This window comes from Micromonospora arborensis (assembly GCF_003205615.1).
In the GTDB taxonomy this organism is placed as follows: Bacteria; Actinomycetota; Actinomycetes; order Mycobacteriales; family Micromonosporaceae; genus Micromonospora; species Micromonospora arborensis.
In genome coordinates this window covers 383490-404759 of sequence record NZ_PYBV01000005.1, presented here as the reverse complement: position 1 = coordinate 404759, position 21270 = coordinate 383490, and the positions used below count along the sequence as shown (strand labels likewise).

General features: G+C 68.1%; 26 protein-coding genes and 2 pseudogenes. 7 read left to right on the top strand and 21 right to left on the bottom strand.

Going from position 1 to position 21270, the window contains the following annotated elements:
- Positions 1–224: 224 nt before the first annotated feature.
- The gene (locus C7C45_RS04910; protein ID WP_110562417.1) at positions 225–482 is read right to left on the bottom strand and encodes a hypothetical protein; all 258 of its coding nucleotides are present in this window, start codon (positions 480–482) and stop codon (positions 225–227) included.
- Between the two features lie 785 nt (positions 483–1267).
- On the opposite strand from C7C45_RS04910, the gene C7C45_RS04905 reads away from it, so the two are divergent.
- The 3 genes from C7C45_RS04905 (at position 1268) to C7C45_RS35480 (ending at position 3379) form a co-directional block, all read left to right on the top strand.
- Positions 1268–1669, top strand: a complete 402-nt coding sequence (locus tag C7C45_RS04905) for a helix-turn-helix domain-containing protein (RefSeq protein ID WP_110562416.1) — start codon at positions 1268–1270, stop codon at positions 1667–1669.
- Positions 1670–1964: 295 nt separating this feature from the next.
- The gene (locus C7C45_RS04900; protein ID WP_110562415.1) at positions 1965–2231 is read left to right on the top strand and encodes a hypothetical protein; all 267 of its coding nucleotides are present in this window, start codon (positions 1965–1967) and stop codon (positions 2229–2231) included.
- Positions 2231–3379 (top strand): hypothetical protein, encoded by a 1149-nt coding sequence (locus C7C45_RS35480; RefSeq protein ID WP_110562414.1) that lies wholly within the window; start codon positions 2231–2233, stop codon positions 3377–3379. The genes C7C45_RS04900 and C7C45_RS35480 overlap by 1 nt, the downstream gene beginning before the upstream one ends.
- Before the next feature lie 60 nt (positions 3380–3439).
- Here the strand turns inward: C7C45_RS35480 and C7C45_RS04890 are convergent, their stop codons facing one another.
- A complete protein-coding gene (locus tag C7C45_RS04890; protein ID WP_110562413.1) occupies positions 3440–3664 on the bottom strand; it encodes a helix-turn-helix transcriptional regulator in 225 nt (74 codons plus the stop codon).
- 226 nt (positions 3665–3890) lie between these two features.
- On the opposite strand from C7C45_RS04890, the gene C7C45_RS33530 reads away from it, so the two are divergent.
- Positions 3891–4112, top strand: coding sequence for a hypothetical protein (locus tag C7C45_RS33530; RefSeq protein WP_146247269.1), 222 nt, complete (start codon positions 3891–3893; stop codon positions 4110–4112).
- Between the two features lie 200 nt (positions 4113–4312).
- On the opposite strand, the gene C7C45_RS33525 is transcribed toward C7C45_RS33530, so the two are convergent.
- The 3 genes and pseudogenes from C7C45_RS33525 to C7C45_RS04880 all read right to left on the bottom strand — a co-directional run.
- Positions 4313–5029, bottom strand: a complete 717-nt coding sequence (locus C7C45_RS33525; RefSeq protein ID WP_146247268.1) for a hypothetical protein — start codon at positions 5027–5029, stop codon at positions 4313–4315.
- Between the two features lie 58 nt (positions 5030–5087).
- Entirely contained in the window at positions 5088–6578 is a 1491-nt protein-coding gene (locus C7C45_RS35475) for a recombinase family protein (protein WP_110562412.1), read from the bottom strand.
- Between the two features lie 11 nt (positions 6579–6589).
- A pseudogene (locus C7C45_RS04880) lies at positions 6590–7111 on the bottom strand (ATP-binding protein); the annotation flags it as partial.
- A gap of 72 nt (positions 7112–7183) precedes the next feature.
- On the opposite strand from C7C45_RS04880, the gene C7C45_RS04875 reads away from it, so the two are divergent.
- Positions 7184–8755 (top strand): recombinase family protein, encoded by a 1572-nt coding sequence (locus C7C45_RS04875; RefSeq protein WP_146247267.1) that lies wholly within the window; start codon positions 7184–7186, stop codon positions 8753–8755.
- 114 nt (positions 8756–8869) lie between these two features.
- The gene (locus tag C7C45_RS04870) at positions 8870–9424 is read left to right on the top strand and encodes a hypothetical protein (RefSeq protein WP_110562410.1); all 555 of its coding nucleotides are present in this window, start codon (positions 8870–8872) and stop codon (positions 9422–9424) included.
- Positions 9425–9717: 293 nt separating this feature from the next.
- Here the strand turns inward: C7C45_RS04870 and C7C45_RS04865 are convergent, their stop codons facing one another.
- The 10 genes from C7C45_RS04865 to C7C45_RS04825 all read right to left on the bottom strand — a co-directional run bounded on the left by C7C45_RS04865 (position 9718) and on the right by C7C45_RS04825 (position 14984).
- Positions 9718–10053, bottom strand: a complete 336-nt coding sequence (locus C7C45_RS04865; protein WP_110562409.1) for an HNH endonuclease — start codon at positions 10051–10053, stop codon at positions 9718–9720.
- Complete coding sequence (locus tag C7C45_RS04860) at positions 10053–10661, bottom strand: HNH endonuclease (protein ID WP_110562408.1); 609 nt, start codon at positions 10659–10661, stop codon at positions 10053–10055. The genes C7C45_RS04865 and C7C45_RS04860 overlap by 1 nt, the downstream gene beginning before the upstream one ends.
- Before the next feature lie 457 nt (positions 10662–11118).
- A complete protein-coding gene (locus C7C45_RS04855) occupies positions 11119–12252 on the bottom strand; it encodes a hypothetical protein (protein WP_110562407.1) in 1134 nt (377 codons plus the stop codon).
- A gap of 88 nt (positions 12253–12340) precedes the next feature.
- A complete protein-coding gene (locus tag C7C45_RS04850) occupies positions 12341–12754 on the bottom strand; it encodes a hypothetical protein (RefSeq protein ID WP_146247266.1) in 414 nt (137 codons plus the stop codon).
- An 82-nt stretch (positions 12755–12836) separates the two neighbouring features.
- Positions 12837–13259 (bottom strand): hypothetical protein, encoded by a 423-nt coding sequence (locus C7C45_RS34410; RefSeq protein ID WP_110562405.1) that lies wholly within the window; start codon positions 13257–13259, stop codon positions 12837–12839.
- Positions 13260–13326: 67 nt separating this feature from the next.
- Complete coding sequence (locus tag C7C45_RS04840) at positions 13327–13980, bottom strand: hypothetical protein (protein WP_110562404.1); 654 nt, start codon at positions 13978–13980, stop codon at positions 13327–13329.
- Positions 13977–14213 carry a hypothetical protein gene (locus C7C45_RS04835; RefSeq protein WP_110562403.1) on the bottom strand — a complete coding sequence of 79 codons (237 nt, stop codon included), beginning with the start codon at positions 14211–14213 and terminating at the stop codon, positions 13977–13979. The genes C7C45_RS04840 and C7C45_RS04835 overlap by 4 nt, the downstream gene beginning before the upstream one ends.
- On the bottom strand, positions 14210–14497 hold the full coding sequence (locus C7C45_RS04830) for a hypothetical protein (RefSeq protein WP_110562402.1): 288 nt from the start codon (positions 14495–14497) through the stop codon (positions 14210–14212). The genes C7C45_RS04835 and C7C45_RS04830 overlap by 4 nt, the downstream gene beginning before the upstream one ends.
- Complete coding sequence (locus tag C7C45_RS33910; protein ID WP_167454646.1) at positions 14494–14655, bottom strand: hypothetical protein; 162 nt, start codon at positions 14653–14655, stop codon at positions 14494–14496. Before C7C45_RS33910 ends, C7C45_RS04830 begins: the two co-directional genes overlap by 4 nt.
- A gap of 134 nt (positions 14656–14789) precedes the next feature.
- On the bottom strand, positions 14790–14984 hold the full coding sequence (locus C7C45_RS04825; protein WP_110562401.1) for a helix-turn-helix domain-containing protein: 195 nt from the start codon (positions 14982–14984) through the stop codon (positions 14790–14792).
- A gap of 1164 nt (positions 14985–16148) precedes the next feature.
- Here C7C45_RS04825 and C7C45_RS04815 point away from each other — a divergent pair.
- Complete coding sequence (locus tag C7C45_RS04815) at positions 16149–16334, top strand: hypothetical protein (protein ID WP_110562400.1); 186 nt, start codon at positions 16149–16151, stop codon at positions 16332–16334.
- A 120-nt stretch (positions 16335–16454) separates the two neighbouring features.
- Here C7C45_RS04815 and C7C45_RS04810 read toward each other — a convergent pair whose 3' ends face one another.
- The 6 genes and pseudogenes from C7C45_RS04810 to C7C45_RS04785 form a co-directional block, all read right to left on the bottom strand.
- Complete coding sequence (locus C7C45_RS04810; RefSeq protein ID WP_110562399.1) at positions 16455–16799, bottom strand: hypothetical protein; 345 nt, start codon at positions 16797–16799, stop codon at positions 16455–16457.
- Positions 16796–18550 (bottom strand): type IV secretory system conjugative DNA transfer family protein, encoded by a 1755-nt coding sequence (locus C7C45_RS04805; RefSeq protein ID WP_110562398.1) that lies wholly within the window; start codon positions 18548–18550, stop codon positions 16796–16798. The genes C7C45_RS04810 and C7C45_RS04805 overlap by 4 nt, the downstream gene beginning before the upstream one ends.
- The gene (locus tag C7C45_RS04800; protein WP_110562397.1) at positions 18547–19371 is read right to left on the bottom strand and encodes an ABC transporter permease; all 825 of its coding nucleotides are present in this window, start codon (positions 19369–19371) and stop codon (positions 18547–18549) included. Before C7C45_RS04800 ends, C7C45_RS04805 begins: the two co-directional genes overlap by 4 nt.
- Positions 19368–19556, bottom strand: coding sequence for a hypothetical protein (locus C7C45_RS04795; protein ID WP_110562396.1), 189 nt, complete (start codon positions 19554–19556; stop codon positions 19368–19370). The genes C7C45_RS04800 and C7C45_RS04795 overlap by 4 nt, the downstream gene beginning before the upstream one ends.
- Positions 19553–20233, bottom strand: coding sequence for a helix-turn-helix domain-containing protein (locus C7C45_RS04790; protein WP_167454645.1), 681 nt, complete (start codon positions 20231–20233; stop codon positions 19553–19555). Before C7C45_RS04790 ends, C7C45_RS04795 begins: the two co-directional genes overlap by 4 nt.
- 91 nt (positions 20234–20324) lie before the next feature.
- Positions 20325–21248: pseudogene (locus C7C45_RS04785) on the bottom strand (YifB family Mg chelatase-like AAA ATPase); the annotation flags it as partial.
- Positions 21249–21270 lie beyond the last annotated feature (22 nt).

Sequence of the window (21270 nt, the reverse complement as noted above, 5' to 3'; positions counted from 1 at the left end):
GTCTGGTGCCTGGTTACCCCTGGTTGCCCCATGGGGCAACGGAATCCCCAGGCCAGGGGCCATCTTCGCCTGGTTGCCCCTGGTTGCCCCAGAGGAAAGGCCACCGGAGCCAGAGAAAGGATCTCCAGGAAGTAGCGCCTTTGCCTGATGCGACTGTTGCCGGGGTCGGAGATGAACTTGTGGAGGGGGCCGGGAGTTGAGCACCCTCCCGGCCTCCTCCTGGGCTAGCTGCGCCGCCGGGCGGGCCGCTTGCGGAGCACCACCGCGATGGCGCTGATAGCCGCCAGGGCAACCCCGCCGATCGTGGTGATGGCCACCTGGGCGATGCCGCCCATGTCCGGCCCGCTGAGCTTGACGATGTAGACCAGAGCGCCGATGGACAGCGCCGCGATCAGCACAAGCGCGCCGATCAGGACGTGTTCCACGCCGCCGCCGGTCTCCCCGGTCTGGCGCTGCCGGGACCCTCTCGTTACCGTGGTCACCTGGTGTCGTTCTCCTTCATGTAAGTCCCTGCCAGGACGTGGTGGGTGCGACCGTTCAAGGCGGCCCCTGGGTTGCAGCCCAGGGGACCCGCCGCCTTGACCCAGACATGCGGGCCGGTCGTTCTCGGAGACTGTAGCGACCGAAGAGGACAGAGCCCGTTTTTCGCGAGCCATCTCCGCGCGTCACAGTGCTCAGGTTGTACACGAGGCTGTCTAGAGTGCGGACCGCCCAACATGCTCAGTCCCGCTGTTCTCGGGGGACTTTATCGGCGGCGTATCGGCGGCTCCACCGTCCGCACCGTCCATCACTCGGCCAGGGCCACCCCGATCAGTGCGGTTGGGCTTTCACCATGCGGCATCCGCCCTGCTCAGCGGCGGACGTTCTGTCCCGCCGCGTGAAGTGCTTGCCGAAGATGTCCTTCTTGGGGTGCCCTGGTCGGTCAGTAAGGCCATCTGGTGGAGACGCCGGAGGACCTTCTCAACGTTGGTGATCTTGTCACGGTACGGCGGCGGGCCGTGTCCATCCGGGGCCACGTGAGGTAGTGCCGCTGCACATGGAGACACCGACGCCGTGCAGGCGGACAGCGCTGGATCTCCCCGGCAGTCGTGTTGCAAGCCACAGCAGTTCTTCAGGACCTGCCCGTTGTTCGCCGCACGGGATGTACTTGATCGCGTCCTTGCGGACGCACTAGATCAACCGGGACGCACATAAGTGTCACTATGGTGTCTCCACCAGTGGCACTTTGGACTAGTTGCTGGCACTTTACGGGTATACGGTCCGGAACATGAGCCGCATGACAGCCGGCAAGCGCCACGCCCAGGAGTTGGAAGCCCTGGAGCTGAGCAACGCCGGCCACTCCATCGACGTGATCGCTGAGCGCCTGGACATCAGCTCCAGGACCGCCGCGCGACGTGTCCGGGCCGCCCTCCAGCGCATCCCAGCCCAGGAGGCGGACACACTCCGCCGCCAGTCGGAGGCGCGCTTCAACGGCTGGATGCGCCGGGCCAATGTCCTCCTGGCGACGGAGGACCTGTCCCTCCAGGACACAGTGAAGGTCCTGGGTCTTCTCTTGTCCCTGGAGCGGGAGAGGGTCCAGCTCTACGGCCTCCGCCTCCCCTCCGCCGTAGTGGTCCAGCATGAGCTGGGTCCTGGGGTCCAGGACCTTGGCATGGGGGTCCACCGATGAGCCCCCTTGCGTTTGGACCCGGACGTGGGACCCACCGGGTCCTAGGCGTCAGCGGGACCCCGGAGCGCTGTAGGACCCACCGGGTCCCGCTGGGTCCCTCACGGGTCCAGGAGGTCCCCGGTGAGCGGGCAGCGGTCCTCCGTCTGGTCGAAGATGCCGCCGCCCGCCTCCGTGAGGAGGGTCTGATCCTCCGCCGGGTCCGCCCGGTGACCGACCGGCAGGCCCGCTGTCCGGAGTGCGTCCAGGGGGCCGCCCTGGCCGCCGTGGCCCGCCTCCGTGGAGAGGGTGAGGACTGGTGACCACTCAGGACACCGCCGCCCAGGCCAGGCTCCGCCGCGTGGCCATGCTGGCCGCCCAGGCAGGGAAGTCCCCCGCCCAGATCACCCGGGCGGTCATCACTCAGGTGAAGCGGGACGCCGCCGCCCGACGCCGCGCCATGCTGGCCGGCGGCCAGGAGGAGCCAGCCCAGGAGTCGGCGGAGAGCGCCACCACTGACCAGACCCCCACCAACCCGGCGAAGGCACGCCGCCGGGCCATGCTCGGACTGAAGGAGACCAACTGATGATCAAGGATGAGCGGGTCCGCTACTCCCCGGAGCTGGGCGTCTGGACCGTCGACATGAGCGGCATGACCGCCGTGAGCCCCGCCCAGGGGGAGCGCATCCTGGGCTGGGCCATGTTCCAGGCCAGGGAGGCGGGGGCCGCGCTGGAGGATTGCACGTGTGACCCGCTGGACCAGTTCTGGGACGGCCCTAACCGCCGGGTCCCCACGGCACCGCACGCCCACACCGTGGTCCAGGCCCGTGGAGCGGACAGCCGGCTCATGGTCATCGGCCACGGCGGGCGGGCAAGGGTGGCGGCCATGACCGGCCAGGAGCACCAGGGCCACCAGTGCCCGCTCCAGAACGTGGACGGGGAGCACCGGGCGAAGGAGCTGGTGGAGCACGGCGGCCTCACGGAGTTGTGGGGGCTCACCGTGGCCTTCCCCACCGGAGCCGGCCCGCTCCAGCCCCTGGCGGATGGTGAGCAGGCTCCGAAGCTCTGGGAGGCGGAGCCGGTCAGCTTCAACGCCGCTGGCCTCCACGTGAGCCTCCCCGGTCGCCACGTCCACCCCGCCGTCCAGCCCTCCCTGGCCGCGTACCGGGACCTGTCGCTGAAGGCGACGGAGCTGGACCGGGCCGCGCGGGAGGCCCAGGACCGGGCACAGAACGCTCCCCAGGACCTCCGCCGGGCAGCGGCCCAGGCCGCCGCCTCCGGCCAGGCGACGAACACGGCGAAGGCCGCCCAGGCCATCCGGGACCTGGAGCTGGAGGCCCAGGCCGCGAAGGCGGTAGCCCAGGGCACGGAGGACGCCCTGGAGGCCACCCGGGCCGCCGTGCTGAAGGCGGTGGAGGACAACCGGGCGGAGTGGCTGGCGTACCTGAGCGGCCAGGGCCGGGCCGCGCTGGGCCGGCTGGACGCCGCCGTGGCCGCGCTGGACGCCGCCCTGGGTGACCTGGTGGCCGTGGATGCTATGCGGGCCAACGTGGAGAAGCCGCTCCACGCGCGCCAGGTCTTCGCCCAGGGCTCCGCGCTCACCGGCCAGGTGAACGCTTCGCGGGCCGCCACGCGGGCGGCCCGGGAGAAGGTGGCGGAGACGCTGGCCCCGTTGTCCCGCTACGCCACGGAGCCGGAGCCGAAGGCGGCCAGGAAGATGAAGGCCGCCGCCTGAGCCCCGTACGGACAACGGCCCGCCCTCTGGTCTACAGGGCGGGCCGTTCCGTGTGCGCGCTCAGCTCTCCGGCGGCGGGGGCTCATCCGCTCCCCTGGCCTTCCAGGGCTGGTGCTGGCTGATCCAGGCTTCCACGTCATCCACCAGCCAGACGGTTCCGCCGGCCAGGTGATCGAAGGGCTCCGGGAAGTCGGGCCGGCTGGTGAGCTGGACTACCCGGACGCGCGAGACGCCCAGGCGCTCCTGAAGCTCCGCGCTCCCGTACAACCGCCGCTGCCAGGCCATCTCCTGAGCATCACCACGGCACCCCCTTGCGGACCTGAAACCCCTGGTGAGGTCACTCGTAAGCGCTGCTCAGAGCCAGTTTTGACGTGTAGCCAGTCCACTTCCATACTTGACAGGGGGTAGGGCAATCCGGTCCCCTGGACGGGCAACACACCGGGTAGCGGTCCGGGTACGCGAGCGGGGCTCCGTGCCCGGACCTGCCATTTCAGGAGGTGGAGCTGTGCCCATGGATGACGGTCCCGTGACCCCCGCGCTTCTGCTATGGACGGCCATGCGCGTGATCACTCAGCACGCGGAGCCACCCAGCCCACACCGGGAGACCGGGCGGTGTGCTCAGTGCGGAGACGGCGCGTGCGGGATGCTCGCCTGGGCCATCGGGGAGGTCAAGCGCCAGCGGATGGCCGGCAACCGGGCGGCCCGGTACGGCATGGCCGCCGCCGACCAGTGAGCGTCCCGGAGGAGGTCCCCCGGGAGGTCTGGGTCCCCCGGCTGGCCGCATGGACCATCGCTGAGCACCAGGAGGCCCGCTGTCCCCGGTGCCGGGAGGACGGGTGCCGGTCGCTGGACTGGGCCCGGGACCGCCTGGAGCGGTATGCCACACCTACGCCCGGCCAGTCCTAGCGGTCGCCAGGACGCGCCGGGCGTACCTCAGCGCTCGGTCATAGAGTTGGCGGCACTGGCTTTGCGCTGCTCCGCAAGGTCCATTTTCTTCCGTTGGCGGATTGTCCGCATTCGGATGCTCATTTCCATTCGAAACTTGATGCGGGACGTGCGGTTGCGGAACCAGCGACTCAAGCGATACGGAGGGGCTGACACCGGCCAGCAATAGAGCCACAGCACTCGACTGAATGGAGTTTCTGCCGGGCGGAGTGGACCCCTTATCTTCACTGGCTGTCCTCGTTCTCTCCGAGCCCATCGGATGCCGCAGCCGTCCGTGAAGATGGTCGAAACCACAGGGCGCAAACCGTAGCCGCTCGCAACGGCTTTCTCCAGGTCGGCTGCGCCAGATTCACTCTCGCCGGGCCCGATGTAGTTGATCACGGCGACAACCGTTGGCTCTTCGCGCGTGCGCCCCTCATCCACCTCCAAAAGGACCTCGCGAATCGGCGCTTGACTGTGATTAAAAACTTGCCACTGGATCACCTTGTCAGAGCCGTCACCTTCTTCTACCCCGCTCCACGTGACACTGATCAATCGGGCCTGGGCGGCCTCCGCGTCTGCCTTTTCCTCTCGACGCATACGCATCTCGTGACGCAAAAGCATTCCAGTGATGATCACGGCCAAGCTGGAGACCGCGATTCCGATCAGGCTTCCCCAAGCCTGCATCCAGTCAGTGATCTTCGGTACCTCGGCAGCGGCAAGCACCGGATCAGGGTAGGGCCACGGGGCGAATTCGTTGCCCGCTCACGTCCCCGAGCCTGAATCAGCGCCAGTCGATCACGATGGACGCGCTGATCCGCTCCGCCACGCGCTCCCAGGACTCCACGTCCTGGCCGAAGCGGACCCCACGGCCAGGGGGGAGGAGCGTGACGGTCATCAGCGTGTCGATGACCACCCGGAGCCGGTCCGTGTCCAGGGCCTCCACGGCGGCCCGTACGTCCGGTGCGTTGATCAGCGGTCCCAGGACGTTGACCCGTCCGGCGTCCGCCTGGGCGGCCTCCACCTCTGCCAGCTTCGTCCGGAGCTTCACGGACTCCCGCCGGACGCCCACCTCCGTGAGCACCCCGTCCGCCAGGAGGCCCGCCAGGCTGTCCAGGCGGACCCGGAGCGCGCGGGCCTCCCGCCTCAGCTTCGCGGCGTCTGGGCGCTTGTCGTCGGCCAGGAGGAGGGCGGCGTCCGGGCGCTCCAGGCGTCCGATGACCACCTCCGTCACCCACCAGTCCACCGGCTCCGACGCGCGCCCGACGTGGCCCATGCTGGCCCGGCATCGGTAGGTGGGGTGGCCCTCCCTGCCCTTCCTGGCCGGTGCCGCGCCACGGTGGACGGTGGCCCCACACTCCGGCACTCCGCACCGACCCACCCCGGTCAGGAGGCCCCGCCCGGAGCGCGGGCCAGTGTGCCGGGACGGGTCCGTGATGAGCTCCACCGCCGCGCGCCAGGTCTCCTCCGTGACCAGTTCCTCCCACGCCGCCGGCCCCACGATGGCCTTCAGCCTGGCCGCCCGGGGGTCCATGGTCTCCCTGAGCGCTTCCGTGACGTGGGAGCGAAGGCCCGCGTACCGGGGATTCAGCAGCGTGGGACGGAGGGTCTGGGCGGTCCAGGGGGAGGGGGACCCGTCGCGCTTCGGCTGAGGGGTGTTCAGTCCACGCGCGTTCCAGTCCGCCGCGATGCGGCCCAGCGGGACGCCGGCCAGGACAGCCTCATAGGCGTCCCGTACGGCGGCGGCCTCCGACTCCCGGATGGTCACGCCGTCCGACTCATACCCGAAGGGCCGGCGGCCTCCGATGCGGCGGCCCTGCTCCGCCGCCTGGATGGCGGCCCGCCGCTGGCGCTCCGACTTCTGCTCAATCTCATGCCTGGCCGCCGCGATCAGGATGGAGGCGGTCAGCCGGCCAGCGGCGGTACTGAGGTCCAGGTCTGGCGCGCGGACAAACCAGAGGTGGAGCCCCGTCTCCAGGCCCAGCTCCAGGAGGCGGACCTCATCGCGCGCCTTCCCCCGGGTCAGCCGGCTCATGTCGGTGGCAATGATGACCCGGGCCTCACCCCGGCGGACCAGTTCCAGGCCGGTCTCAAAGTCAGGCCGCCGCCGCTTCCCCGCCGCGCTCACGTCGTTGTCAGTCAGCTCCCGAACGATCCTGGCCTGACGGAGCTGGGCCAGGGTCCGGTGGTCCTCATGCTGGCGGCCTACGGACAGTTCTTCGCCAGTGCGGTCCTGGCTGGCGCGTGCGTATGAGAGTGCGTCCACGTCTGCCATCTTGGCATCCTTGCTATCCGGATCACCCGGTCGAAGCCGCGTGCCGACAGCGAGCCGGAGTCGAGCCGGCCACGTAGCTCGGCGGTGGCCCGGGCGGGCAGCCGCCACGGTGGTCGACGCAGGTGCGGGCCTTCCACCTCGGCGTTCAGCCGCCGGCCGAGTCCGGCCCAGCGGGTGGCCGCCGCCTGCCGGGCCGCCGCCACCCGAGCGGCGACGGTCGCCGACGGCTCGGCCTCGCCGTCGGGCGCCATCAGCTCCGCCGCCCGCACCGGCATCAACCGCACCTGTACGTCGATCCGATCGAGCAGTGGCCCACTGAGCCGGCCCAGGTAGCGACGGCGGGCCAGCGGGGTGCACTCGCAGTGCGCGTCGCCGGACGGTTTCGCGCACGGGCAGGGGTTGGCCGCCAGCACCAACTGGGTCCGGGCCGGGTAGACAGTGCCGCCCCCGCTGCGACTCAACTGGATGTGGCCGTGCTCCAACGGCTGGCGCAGCGCCTCCAACGCGCCCTTGCTGAACTCGGGGGCCTCGTCAAAGTCAACCCTTTGACTCCGCTTCCCGATGGCCTCTACCCTGCCGATGCGTCCCAACAGGAGGTGGCCAACATGGGCAGGGTGCTCGGCGTGATCAGACTCTCTCGCGAGCGGAAAGAGTCGACCTCGGTAGCTCGGCAGCGCGGGTACATCACGACATGGGCTGAGCAGAACGGGCACACCATCGTTGGATGGGCTGAGGACGAAGGCGTGAGCGGAAGCGTTCCGCCGGGGGAACGTCCGCAGCTCGGCGAGTGGTTGCCGACCAGCCTCGGCGGCAGGGCAGACGTTCCGGCGTTCGACATCCTCTGCGCGTGGCGGTTGGACCGGATCAGCCGGCGGGTGCTCCACCTCGCCGCACTCATGGACTGGTGCAAGTCCAACGGGCGAGCCATCGTGTCGACCTCGGAAGGGTTCGACATCAACAGCACGATGGGCGCGGTGTTCGTCAACATCCTTTCCGCGCTGGCAGAAGGGGAGTTAGAAGCGATCCGCGAGCGTGCCCGGTCATCGTTCGCTCACCTGATGAAGCAGGGTCGCTGGCGTGGTGGGTTCGTGCCGTACGGCTACCAGGCTGTCAAGGCTGACGCTGGCCAGGGTTGGCGGTTGGAGGTTGACCCAGAGACCAGCAAGACAGCGCGGGAGATCGTGCGTCGCATCATCAACGGGGACTCGGCCAACTCGGTGGTTCGCTGGCTCAACGAGGAAGCCGTACCGAGTCCGCTCGACGCTCAGCGGAAGCGCGCTGGCAAGGCGACAACGGGTACTGAGTGGCGCGTCGCAAACCTGCTCAAGATGCTGCGCTCTCACACCCTGCTCGGGTACGCGGAGATGACCGAGACCCGCACCAAGGCGGACGGCACCAAGGAGACGTTCACTCGGCTGGTTCGTGGCGAGGATGGGTTGCCGCTGCGGCGAGCCGATCCGATCGTCAGTAGTGCCGACTGGGAGCGGCTTCAGGAAGCGTTGCGAAAGAACGCCAACCCCAATGCGGGCAACCGGGTCGGTGGCTCGCCCCTGCTGCGCGTGGCGTACTGCGAGTGCGGAGAGCCGTTGTACCGCAACCGGGGACGGGCCGGCATGTACTACCGCTGCGGGTTGCGTGCCCGCGCTGGCCGCAACTGCCCCAAGGGCATGACGTCGATCCCTGCTCACGTCCTGGAGCACGTTGCCGAACAGTTCTTCATGGCTATCGCCGGGGACCTGGAGGTGATGCGCCGGGTGTTCGTCCCCGGATCGGATCACGCTGCCGACCTTGCCGAAGTAGAAGAGTCGCTTGCCGAGCTGCGGGAGCACCAGGCCGCCGGAATTTTCCGAGGCGAGCGGGGCAAGGCAGAGTTCCGCCAGATGTACCGCTCGCTTGAGGATCGCCGGGAAGTGTTGGAGGCGTTGCCATCCGAGCCGGATCGGTGGGAGTTGGAGCCGACCGGGCAGACGTACCGCGAGCGGTGGGAGTCGCTGTCAACGGTGGCCGAACGCAACCGAGAGATGCGGGAAGCCGGGTTGAAGGTGATCGCGTACGGGCTGCCCACGGATGAAGAGTTGGCAGCGATGGAGGATCCCGACAGCTACAGCCGGGTACGCGTGATCATTCCCGAGGATCTGATGGCGCGGTTGGAAGCACACGCAGCCACGGCAGCCTGAGCGATGCGGGAGGCGCAGACACAGCGAACCTGTTCAAGTCGGCGAGCCTGCTGAGTGGCGCGAGGTTGATAGCCTGCCAAGACTGAAACCGCCGTCGATACTTGGGCAGGCAGAGTGACCACCACCGAGAAGATCACTTTAGGTGTAGCCATCGCCGGTGCGCTGGGCGCTGGGGCATTGATCAAGTCTTGGGTGGATCATCTTCTCAGCCGGCATGATCGAAAGATCAACATTGCTGACAAGTCGGTCCAGATAGCCGAGTCCCTGATGTCGAGGATGGAAAGCGAGCTAACCAAGACGCTTGACGCGCTCGAAGAGACGCAGCGGCAGGGCGAGCGCTTGCGGGCCGAGCTTGCCATGACCGCGACGGACCGCGACGAGTTGAGTGCTCGGGAACTGAAGTTGACTGCCCAACTGCGTCAAGCGAATGCTAGAGCTGAAGAGTTCGTCAAGACCATGCGAATTATCCGGACTCAGTTTTCCGACATCCTTGATCACGCGGCGACGACCTCAAAAGACCAAACGCGTCCTGTTCCTCAAAGTTTCTACACCCGAATGGTGAACGAGTTGGATCAGCCGTCAGCGTCGACGATGATCGACCGCGTGATGAAGGTCGGCAACAGCGTCCGCCATCGGAGCGATAAAGACTCTGACTCGCAACCTGGCTGATCTCGGACTTTCGCGCAGCCGTTGTGAGGCGTTGCGGGAGTGCCCACAGGGTGTGGGGGATAGACCCCCTGAGCCTGAATGCCGTACCGGATAGTCCTTAGCGAGCGCCATCGCGCCACAGTCCCAGGGTCGCCGGCTCGCCCCTGAACAGGCCCTGAGCTGGGCAGATGGGGCCAAGGCACTGTAACGTTATGCACTCCTCTGCATTGCCTTGCGGATGGATCGCCGGCTCAGTGACCCCCCGAGGCGTGAGGTCCCGAAAAATGCGGGGGCACCTCAGGGGGTCGACCAGGTCACAGCAACCCGGGATGCTGCTCGGTCCGCCGGTATCGCCCGTCCACCTCGCGACGCTCCCGAGCCCGGATCCGTGCGGCAGCCGCGCCACCTTCGCTGGACGACTTCCACGCATGGCACGCGGTGCACGCTGCCCGCAGGTTGTCCATGCTGTGATCGTCGCCGGGGTTGATGTGGTCAACCTCGGTCGCCGGCTTCCCGCACTGCTCCATCCGGCCACGCTCGTTACGCCAGACGAACTGGCAGGCGTGGCCATCTCTGGCAAGTACCCGCTTGCGGATGCTCGACCAGTTGGCGGGGAGACGCTGTGCGCGGTTGCTCCCTTCCCATGTCATCAGGCACACACCTTCTCGGGCTCGATGTCGACCAGGTCGCCGGCAGGGTCAAGCAGAGTCCAGATGATGGCTTGGCCGAGCGGGATCGGCTTGTCCGCAACGGACTCCCATCGGGCATCCCAGTGATCCGCCAGGCTCTTGGTCCGCTTCTCCCAGACGTTGCACGCCAGGTGCGCGGTCACGGTGTTGTCGTACGTGTGAGAGCCACCCTCGGTCAGCGGGATGGTGTGGTCGACGGAAGCCGAACGGGGATCGGTGCCGGTCTCCCGCAACGTCGGTTCGCCGCAGAGCTGACACAGCCAGCCGTCACGCTCGAACACCTCGCGACGCTTCACCAGCTCGACAGCGGGAGCGCCATGGTCGCGGGCTCGCCGCTTGGCCATCTCTGCCCAACGCTCGTCCCTGCCGGCCGCAGTCTTGCGGTGGGTCTTCTTCCATGCCGTGCGGCTGTCCTTCTGCCGGGCGTTGCGTTCGGTCCCGTGACGCTGCGCGGAAGCCCTCTCCTTGCATCGCCGGGAGCAGTAGACGGCGCGGGTCGTCTTCCCTTGCATCGAGCCGCCGCAGTGCTGGCACGCTCGGTCGGTCATCTGGTCGTCGGTGGTGCTCACTCTGGTTCGTCTCCTGTAGTCGTACGCAGCAAGGGCACAGGGCTCCGCAGATCCCCTCAGACGCCCTGAGAGATGCTGAGATCCTGTGCCCTTGCAGGGGTTGGGCGGTGGTGTGTTCGGCCGTCAGCGTTGATCTGAGCGGGCTGCTCTGCGCTGCCTACGCTTGAACCTGTTCCGGTGGTAGGCGGTGCAGAACTTGGAAGCCCTGCCGCTCTTGATCCGCACGGGTCGACCGCAGTCAAGGCATGTCGGGTTGCTGGTCGGCTCCTGGCCGACGAGTAGTCCGCCGTGCCCGTTGCGTCGCCAGCGTGCGTGGTGAGTCGCGCACAGTCCTCGGGCTCGGTGCGGTCGGGAGCAGTCGTCGACCAGGCATCCCCGGTCGGTGGGTTGGTTCGTGTTCGTCATGTCGTCACCAGGGGGAGGGGGCAGGCGTGAACCTGCCCCCGTCATCCGTTGGTCAGCCGGCGATCCGGGCGACGGCGACAACCTCGACGACCACGCGCACGCCGGACTTGGGCGAGCTGAACTCCTTGCCGGGGGTCGGCCGCTCGGTGGTCGGGTCCTCGGTCACCACGCGGGCAGCCTCGACCCGGCCGACGCCAGCGACGATCTCGCCGACCAGGCCGCTGACGCCGGTCTTGGTGTACCCGCTCAGGTCGAGGATGCCGAAGTAGCGGGAGGACAGGTCGAAGTCAACCCGGACGGTGCGCCGCTCCTGGTCGCCGTCCCGCTCAACGTTGGCGATGGTCGCGCCGTTGAGTCCCGACAGGATCCGCTTGGTCCGGTTGCCGAAGCTCCCTCGGGTGTTGCCGTACATGCCGCCGCCGTACTGGTCGGCGTTGCTCAGGTCGACCCAGCCGCCCTGCTTGGTGATCGCGTCCGTCACGTCCAGACCGAAGTTCCGCAGAGCCTCGCTGTCGACATCGGTCGCCAGGGTCGGCACGTCCGGCTTGATGTTGGACAGCCGAACATCCACCGTCACCCCGTTGCGGCTCGGGCTGGCGTTGGTGCTCACCTGGCCGTTGCCGCTCGCCTCGATGGCAGCGAGACCGGCGAGGATGGCAGCGCCGTCGATCGGGGAACCGTTCGGCGAGACCACGGTGATCCCGACCCTGCCGGACATGATGCCGGTAGTCGGGTCGGTGCTCGTCGCCGTCGCCTGGTTGACGTACACACCTGGGTTGCTGCGGTCGTCGGCGTTGACCGCGACCGGGAAGCCGTACACGCCGAACACGAACGGGTCAGCCTCGATCCGCTCGGCGACGAACCGGGCAAGGCTCGGGTTGTCGATCGCCTGAGCGGAGTCGAGCGCAGTCTCAGCCGGCTTGATGCGCTTGCCGGCAGCCTTGGCCAGCAGCTCGGCACGCTCGATGGCGAACGTAGCCGCAGCCAAGTCAAGCGAGGTGATCGTGTCGTCGCCGCTGGACAGGCGAGCGGCCAACTCCTCCCGAGCGATCTCGGCCTGCTCGTGCTCAGCCTTGCGGGTGGCGACCAGGGCGACAGCTTCGGTCAGCTTCTCCCGAGCGATCTCGGAAGCGGTGCGGTTGTCGGTACGGGCGGTGGTGGTGCGGGTGTTCTTGGCGGTAGCCACTGGTGTTGCTCCTTCTTGGACACGAAGAAGGGCCGGCAGGTAGCCGGCCCGTAGGTGGTGGTGCTGTTCGGTTGTGGGTGGTGCTCGGTCAGGCGAGGGTGGCGACGGCGGACCAGTAGTGAGCGGCGTAGGAGGGAAGGTCGTCCCGCCAGTTGTTGCCGCGCCTCTTGGCGACGGTCCGCAGCTTCATCGACACGCCAGGCAGACCGGCCATGTGCTCCGGCAGGACATCCCCGGTGATCCGATCAACCAGGTATAGCGGGTTGATGATCATCGGGGATCTGCCCTCGATGAACGTGATCACGACCAGCCGGCCGGTCATCCGACCATCGGCGGACCACGCGCTGCCACGGGGACGGATGCGGATCGCCGGGAGCTTGTCAGGCGCGAGGGTCCGCCCACGGGTGGCGGACGACTGAACGTCGACCAGGTCGCCGCAGGCGTTGGTGAGCACCTGAGAGACAAGCGTCGGCAGAACCATGTCCGACTGCGGGTGAGTCATCGTGCGGGGGAGTCGATGGGACAAGGGAGTGCGGTTGATGTGGGACAAGGGGTGGCGCTCTCCTGTTCGTCGTGAGGGTGAGTCAGCCGGCTTGCCGGGCGGCAGCCTGAGCAGAGCGGTAGAGGCTGGTTGCCTCGCTCAGTGCTTCCGTTGCTGCGGTGATCTCGGCAGGGGTGGAGTCGGGATCGGCTTGCACCCGAGCGAGTCGGTCAGCGGCGTTGCGCTTCACGTCGTGGGCGATGGCCCATCGCTGCTCGGCGAGGTTGCGTGCTGCCTCGCGTTCGGACTTGCTGGTCTTGCTGATGTTGATCAACTCCATGGGGGAGCGCCGGCAGATGAGTCCGGCGGCAGGGGTGATGAGGGTGCTCCCGGTGCAGTGGCCCAGGGCGAAGCAGAGCGCCGGGGCACCTCGGGGCGGATGGGTCAGCGGCAGAACCGAGTGCGCCCCGGAGGGGCACCACCTGGTGACCAGGTCTCCCCGGTTGATGCGGCCTCGGCCGCTCATGCTCTCGCCGCTGCCTGGTCAGCCAGAGCGCAGCGGCACAGAGCGCACAGCGCACAGCGCCCCAGGGCTACCGCTTCTCGGCGAGTGCCCAGACGTCAACGGTCGGCTTGGTCTCGACCTTGACCGGCATGGCCGGCGTAGCCGGCGGGAGAGGTTCGACCAGGTCCCAGACGGAAGGCTCGGGAGCCTCAACCTGACTCGGCCTGACGAAGATCCCCGGAGATCCCTGGGTAGTTACATGGGTAGTTACATGGGTAGTTGTAGTACCGATTTCGGTACCCGGCTGAGTATCGATTTCGGTACTCGACTGAGTATCGATTTCGGTACTCGGGGGATCCTCGGGCACCTGCTCCCGAGTATCGATTTCGGTACTCGACGGGTCGCCAGGATCAGCCAGCGCCGACAGGTTCCACAGGCTCGGCGACCCGAGCCGGTACTCATCCGACGTGCCCCGCTGCCAGTCACCCTCACCCACCCGCACGAACACCCGCGCCGCCCGAGCCTTGTCGAGCGCCTTGCTGATGGTGTTCCGGTTGGCCCGGGTGTTGGTCTGCAACAGCTTGTAGCCAGGGAAGATCCCCGCGCCCGTGTTGGTGTTGGCGTAGGTCGCCGCCGAGAAGATGATGCCCATCTCAGCCGCAGAGAAGTACTTGCCGGTGCGGTTCACCTGGCCGAACGCATCGAGCCAGTCGAACAGAACGGCTCGGCCGCTGGTGCTCACTGCCGACCCTCCATCGCTGCGATCAGGTCCGACTCACTGAACCGTCCCAACGGGTCGGCGACCTCGTAGGCGTACGTCGAGACGTACTGAATTTCCAGGTCTAGCCGTCCGTCTGCCAGCACGCCGCGCAGCCAGGCACCACGGGGGGACTTGTCTCGCCTCGCTCGCTGGCGCATCTCTCGTACCCGTTGGCGCATCACGCCTGCCGGGGCAACGGTGTCGGTGTCGATCACTGCTCGGCCCCCCTGGTCGACGGGAAGTACATGGACCCGATGCCGGGCTTCCTGCTGGCTGCGCCGCTGACGCTGCGGTACCACTCGGCAAGTTCCGATCGGTCGTCGTCGCCGATGCCCATCGGGTCAAGCCCACCGGAGAGGTTCGGCGGTGCGATGGGTTCCGGGTTGCGCTCGGCTTCCCGTGCGACCTGTACGCGCTCGGCTTGCTTGGCCTGCTCGACTTGCTCGGCTTCCTTGGCCTCGACGATGGCGAGGATCCGGCCGATCCTGGCGTGGCTCACGGCTCGGTCACCTCCTGGTCGTCGTCGTGGGTCCATCGGGGCAGGCTGGTCAGCCGGTGAAGTACGTCAGCCATGCGCTGCCGGCTGGTCGGGTCGAGCAGGTTGCGTAGCCGGCGATAGGTCTCGGGCTCGATGTGGGTTGTGGGCAGGGTCGTCACTGGCTGACTCCGTGTCAGGTCGGGGTGGTTGGTTCACTCGCCGCTGAGCAGGCCGCGTAGCCGTGCTCGCTGGTCCGGTGTGAGGGGCGGTGCCTCGCTGGCGATGCGTTCGGCGATGCGCCGTAGTTCGTCGCTCAACGGCCATCCCGGGCAGCCAGAGCCTCAACGTCGGCGAGCCGGTAGAGCACCCTCCCGAGGTGCTTGATGTACGGGACGTGCGGGCGACCCTCGCTGCGAGCGTTGATCAGGGTCCGGGCACTGAGCCCGAGCATCGCCGCTGCCTGGTTGGTCTCGACGTACTCGACGCCGTTGATCGTGGTGGTCTTCACGGGTGTTCCTCCTGGTTGTAGTAGGTGTCCTACCGATCGATGGGCATCAAAAAACGCCGCATCCCTGGTGGGACACGGCGTGCGGGGTGTTGCTCAGGTGGTCGGGAGATGCCCTCACAGTTAAGTCCGGCTCAGACCGGCGTTCTGCAAGCAGTCGTGACCGGGGTCACTCTGGCTGTTCTGGCGACCCGCTCGGCGAGATGCCCTCACAGTTAAGTCGGGCTCAGAGCGGCGTTCTGCAAGCAGTCGTGACCGGGGTCACTCTGGCTGTTCTGGCGACCCGCTCGGCGAGATGCCCTCACAGTTAAGTCGGGCTCAGAGCGGCGTTCTGCAAGCAGTCGTGACCGGGGTCACGGGACTTGCCTGCCGGGCGGCCTGGCTTCACACCCTCTACAAGTAATTCGGGATGATCTTGGAGTTTGATGCGCTCCTGTGGTGCGGCTCACGCTTGCCGGTCTGATCGACCCGGTGTAGGGGGCGCTCGCTTCACACCCTCTACAAGTAATACCGGATGATCTTGGCGTTTTACCGGGATGTGTGACGCGGCTCATGCTTGCCGGTTCGCTCGGCCCGGTGTAGGGGGCGCTCGCTCCGCACCCTCTACAGTTAAGACGGGTTGATCTTGGCCGTTTTAGCGGTCCCTGTGGCGCGACTCACCCAAACTCACTGACAGCCTCTCAGCGTCGTTGTCGCTCGACACCTACACAGGACTACCCCTGCCGGCCGTTCGCCCCGCAGCGTGGCTCTCAGCCGGCCGCAGCCCCGGTCTACCGGGGGGTACCTCGACGGGTCCACCCGATGAACCTGATGAACAGTGCGTCAGGTCCGGGCACCTCGTTGGGGTTGAGCTTCACCAGGTCCCCGGTCGCCTCAAACAGGTAGCAAGCCATCTCGATCGACAGCCCCGCCGGGTCGTCATCGAAGACAGCGCGCAGGGTCAGTCGGGCAGTCGGGCACGGCCAGACTCCGCAGCCTCGGCGGCAGTGCCAGATCGGACGGATGGGTGCGTGGCCAACGGAGATCGGGAGGCAGTGACCGGAGGGAGCGTGGCGTGACGGCATGCTCACATGCTGTCGGTGTGGGATGGCATGCGTCAACAACGTGCATCACCAACGTGACACGTTGCCGCTCGGCTAGCATGCGTCGTTGCCTACTGTCAAGGGCGTGGACCTCGTCGGCGTTGCGGAGATCCGAGACATGCTCGGCGGCATCTCTCGCCAGCGGGTCAGCATCATTGCGAACAGCAAGGGTTTCCCTGACCCGGTTGCCGTGCTTGCCATGGGCAAGGTGTGGCGACGGCGGGACGTTGCCCGCTGGATCGCTGAGCACCGACCCGACCAGGCTGACTGACCCTCCAACTTCTATTCCGGCTCAGGTCGGCGTTCTAGAAGCAGTCGTGACCGGGCTCACCCCAACGACAGCAAGAGCCCCGGTCACCCGTGATGGGTGCCGGGGCATCTTCGTTGCTGGCTACTCGGTGACCACCTGGGCGACGGCAAGCAACTCCCGCCACGCCTCGGCAGCCTGCTCGGCGCTCGGCTCAGAGATCACCGGCTCTCGCCCGTACAGACCGATGACCTGTCGCCCGTCCGCCGTGGTGCCAACGTCCATGGTTCCGCCGTCGTCATCCTCGCTCGGTTCCCAGCCTCGCTGGTTGAGATCCCTGATCGCGTGATCCCAGCCGGCAGCTTGCAAGGTGACCGGACCGGCGAGCGGGTCGATGTCGTCGGCAACGCGGGGGAGGATCAACAACCCCTCGCCGGTCATCGGGTCGAGGTGGGCAACGTGGTCGGCGTAGGTGATGGTCTCGATCACTGGCTGATCCTCTCTCCGGTCTCTGCCCAGCGGGCGAGATCTTGACGCGCGTACAGGTCGGCGTTTCCGTCCTTGCCTCTCGGTGCGGGCACCTCGCCGACTCCGCGCTGTAGTCGCTTCTTGGCTGCGTCGAGCTTCCACGGGATGACTCCCGCCTCGGCTGCCTGCCGCAGCGTCAGGAAGTCCCCGGAAGGGCTTGATAGGCCGCTGACCTCGGATGTCCCCGAGGACCGGGGACAAGCCAACTCGCGAGCCTCGGCAGCGGTGAGGTAGGCGACCTGCGTCTCTGTCGCCTGACCACCGATCACGATCTGCCACCGTCCGAGGGTGCGGGATGTTCGGGGCATGGCTGCCTCGGGGACCAACATCTTCCAGTTGTTCGCCGTGTACCGAGCCAGGCAGCGGATGCCGAAGTTCTCGCGTGCCTCGGGTCCGCCGATCGCCCGAGCGGTGAGCATCTGCGCGATGGCCAGCACGTTGACCTTGGCACTGCGACCCATGAAGAGAAGGTCAGCCAGCGCCGACACGGCAGGGGAGCGCTTCGGGTCACCCTTGCCGCGAGCCTCGGCCCAGAAGTTGACGAGCTGCCCGATGGTCGCGTTCAACTCCTCGCAGATAACCAGCACCCGCGCGCCTGGATCCCAGTCTTCCGGGGCGTGCAGGGCGAGGCTGTTCCGCTCGTCGGCCAGAACGGCGAGGCGCACCAGGGCGTCATGCATCTGCGCGGGCTTGGTGCAGTAGTCGACCCCGGCCAACCCGAGCGCCCAGCGGTGCGAGCCCTTGCGGTCGAGGATCACCACCCGTCCGCCACGGGCGAGCACCTGAACGGCGATCAGCTCGGCAAGGACACTCTTGCCCGCACCCGTGCCCGCGCTCACCGCGAGGTGGGGGGAGTCATCCCGCAGGGACAGAGTGACCGGCCGATCGCCAGCACCCATCCCGATAAAAAACTCCCACTCAGCCAGCCGGGGCAGGTGCTCGGCGACCTGGTCGACACCAACCCGAGCAGGGGGACGCTTGCGCACAGTCCAGGTAGCCCGCACCCGAGGGCCGACCTGGTGCCACGACTCGACCAGGTCGGCAACGGGGATCTTGCTGCCGATGATGGAGGAGACAAGCTGCCGTTGTTCCTTCGTCAGGTACGGGGTGTCTGCGGTCAGCTCGATACGCGGACCCTGGTCGCCGTCGACCGGACGGCGGAACACGGCCAGCTTGGACGTGACCGGCTCGGCCTTGCGCTGGATCGACCAGGCTGCCCGCTGGGCACGCTCGGGAAGCCAGCGGATCACCGGCTCGACCTTCTCGCCGTACCAGGTCCGCATGGCAACCTCGGCCGGGCTCAACGGTTTGGCCAGCCGGGGAGTGAGGGTGCCCAACGACGGATCAACGTGCAGGTGCACGCCGGTCTGTAGACCCATCGCCGGGGCAAGGGCAGCCAGGGTCGGGGTGACGTACTCCCGGTTGAACCGGCGCATGGTGAACCGGCGACGCACCCGCCAGCCAGTGACGGCAACGGCAGTGCCGAGCACCCCGCCAGCCTGCCCGGGGTAGGCCGCAGCCATGACGGCTGCGGCCGGAACCCCGAGGCGTACGGCTTGACGCTGCCAGCCGGCCAGCCGGCCCGGTCCCCGGTGCCGGTACGGGTAGCCCTGCCGGCCGTCGAGCGGCCGACCAGACAGGTACCGGTACGCCACCCGAGAGACCGTGTGCTTGCGCTGTAGCTTGCGGATCGCTCGCTCGATCTCGGTCACTGGTCGCTCCCCTCGTGCGCCAGGTGAGCAAGGGCAGCCGCCATGCCGAGCACCGCAACCGGCAGGCAGGCAACCAGGGTGGTGATCCACCAGGGGGCAGACGTGATGCCGGCAGCAACCAACAGGTGATAGGCGACCTGACCGGCGGCACCCACGATCAGAGACCCGATGGCGGACCACTTGGCGAACCGGCGAGCCCGAGGCGGAACCAGACCCGACAGCCAGGCTCGCAAGGCGTACGCGGCGTACACCTCCACACCGATCGGGAGCGTGATCGCCGTGTTGATGCTGAACCCGTCGGCGATACCGGGTAGCGGGTGGACCACCCCGAACCCAGTGAGTCCGCCGAGCCCGACCCAGCCGGACCAGATGGCCACGAACGCGGGGAGAGAGATCAGCACCACCGGCCAGGAAGCCAGCCGGCGACGCTTGACCGGAACCGGGGTGGTGTCGGTGGTGACCGGCGAGTGTCCAACCTGGTCGACCTCGGGCGACGGGTCGGCGACCGGCTCGGCCGGCAGAACCAGCGGAACCGGGGTGGTGTCGACCGGGGGAACCGGCGGAACCGGGGTGGTCACCGGGGCAGGCTCGGCGTACTCCCACGGGTCCGAGGCAGGCTCGGTCTCGACCTCGTCGGGCATGGTGACGGGCTCGACCAGGGCCAGCCGGACAGCTTGAGCCTTGGGCGCACCGATCTTGAACTCACGCATGATCCGGTTCCGAGACGGGATCTCACCGAGCCTGTCGGCGAGGTTGCGGGCAGCGGGGAGCAGGTCATCGATGGGACGCGGGTAGGCGCTGGTGATCGTCGCGGTGGTCATCGGTGGCTGTGCTCCTTGCGGGTGGTGGCGGGGGTGGTGTCGAGGTGGGGGAAGTGCGCGACGTTGTCGGCGACCTGGTCGCCGTGCTGGTCGACCAGCCGGCGAGCGATCACGAACGGCGCGAGCATCGCCAGGGGTCCGCCGATGAGGACCAGGGCGAGCGCGTAGGCAGCGGTCTCGTTCATCGGCCACCCGCCAGAGCCTCAGAGCGGCACGGGCCGCAGTTGGCAGCCGAGCTGCCTCGGTGCCTCGGGCACTGATCCGTGTCCCGCTGGACAGGCAGTGCGGCACCAGTGAGAGCGCGAGGGGTGAAGGTCTTCTTGCCCTTGATCTTCGGAGAACTCTCTCCCGCGCTTGCGCGGAAGGACGGTTCTTTATGGTTCAAGGACGGTTCGTAGGAAGCCTGCTTCCGGTCGGTGCGGAAGCCTGCTTCCGGCCGCTCGACGCTCTGCTTCCGGTCGGTCGGTACCGGGCGGAAGTCTGCTTCCGGGCGGTTATCCACAGGCTCGGGGACCTCGGTCGGTCGACCAGGCTGCGGCTCGGCGAACGGGTCAAGCGCGTCGGGGACGGTGCGCCGACGCTCCATCGCGAGATCCCACACAACCGGACGCCGGTCGGTGGGCAGGTGGAAGACGTGCCGCTGATCGCCTCGCCGGATGATGGCGAGCCGTTCCAACGTCGCAAGGTCGCTGCGTACCGAGCGGGTCGACTTGCGGGAGTAGTGGGCAAGCCGTTCCTGAGACGGGTACGCGGCTCGGCCGTTGGCGTGCGCGTGGTTGGCGAGACCGATCAGCACAGCCAGGCAGGCAGGGGGTACGTCGGGCGCATCGTTGAGCGCCCATGACAGAGCTTCTACACTCACAGCGGGCGGACCTCCGAAGTCCGTCAAGGCCCCGGATCACAGACGTTGGCGCGTCTGCCGGGGCCGCTTTATAGGGCTGGCGTCAATGCTGATCCTTCGCGTCGTCGAGGAAGAGCACGCCGCGGTGCGCCAACGACACCGCGCCGGGTCGGGCCAGCCCGGAGCCGCCCCCGACCAGCGACGGCACGGTCGCGGTGTGGTGCGGTGCCTGGAACGGCGGGCGACGCAGCAACCGGCCGCCCGGCGGCAGCAGCCCGGCGACCGAGTGCAGCGCGGTGACCTCCAGTGCCGCGTCGTCATCCAGCTCGGGCAGGATCGACGGCAGTCGTTCGGCGAGCATCGTCTTGCCGGCGCCCGGAGGACCGAGCAGTGCCACGTGGTGCCCGCCGGCGGCGGCCACCTCCAGTGCGCGCCGGCCCATCTGCTGCCCGGCGACCTCGGCGAGATCCGGCCCGTCGACGGCCGGTGCGGGAGTGGCCGTGGGCGGCTCGATCAGCGGGGTGCCGTCGCGGACGAAGGCGACCAGCCGGTGCAGGGTGTCCACCGCTCGCACCCGTACCCCGGGGATGACCGCGGCCTCGGCGGCGTTGCCGACCGGGACGATCACCCGCCCGACGCCGGCCTGGGCTGCCGCGGCCACCATCGGGAGCACCCCGCGCACCGGTCGGACCGTGCCGTCGAGCCCCAGCTCGCCGAGGATCACCACCCCCTCCAGTGGGAGCAGCGGCAGCTCACCCGAGCCGCCCAGCAGAGCTGCGGCGATGGCCAGGTCGAAGGCCGAGCCGAACTTCGGCAGCGTGGCGGGCAGCAGGTTGAGGGTGATCCGCCGGTTGGGCCAGCGCTGGCCGGAGTTGACCACGGCGGCGCGGACCCGGTCGCGGGCCTCGTGCAGGGCGGTGTCCGGCAGGCCGGAGATCACCACCGCCGGTAGGCCGGCGGCCAGATCGGCCTCCACCTCGACCAGATGGCCGGTGACCCCGACCAGCCCGACGCACAGCACCTTCGCGTAGCTCATGGCGCGTCACCGATCCTTCGGG